Origin of the sequence: Salmonella sp. SAL4457 (assembly GCF_046548235.1) — a bacterium.
Classification (GTDB): Bacteria; Pseudomonadota; Gammaproteobacteria; order Enterobacterales; family Enterobacteriaceae; genus Salmonella; species Salmonella enterica.
Window position 1 is genome coordinate 1 of the sequence record NZ_JBGDZO010000505.1, and the last position, 271, is coordinate 271.

Annotated in this window: 1 protein-coding gene and 1 pseudogene; both read left to right on the forward strand. The window is 49.1% G+C overall.

Annotation, left to right across the window (positions count from 1 at the left end; translation table 11 throughout):
* Positions 1 to 164 (forward strand): annotated as a pseudogene (locus tag ACLJNW_RS25245) (hypothetical protein); the annotation flags it as partial.
* 2 nt (positions 165 to 166) lie between these two features.
* A partial coding sequence (locus tag ACLJNW_RS25250; RefSeq protein WP_410961367.1) for a hypothetical protein occupies positions 167 to 271 on the forward strand: 105 nt, incomplete at its 3' end.

Sequence of the window (271 nt, forward strand, 5' to 3'; positions counted from 1 at the left end):
CGCTCTACCAGCCTGAAAAGGGATGGGGAATGCAGTCACACATCACACCGACCGGAAAGGAGTCAGACCCTGAGATTGCCGCGCTGGCAGCGCGAATCACCCAGTTGGAAAAAAGACTGGATGGGGAGAAAAAAAACGATAACTCCACCTTTCCGGAGATTTAATCATGGATTTGTTGATAGTCCTGACCTATGTGGCCTTTGCCTGGGCCATTTTTAAAATATTCCGTATTCCGGTAAACCAATGGACGCTTGCTACCGCTGCATTAGGT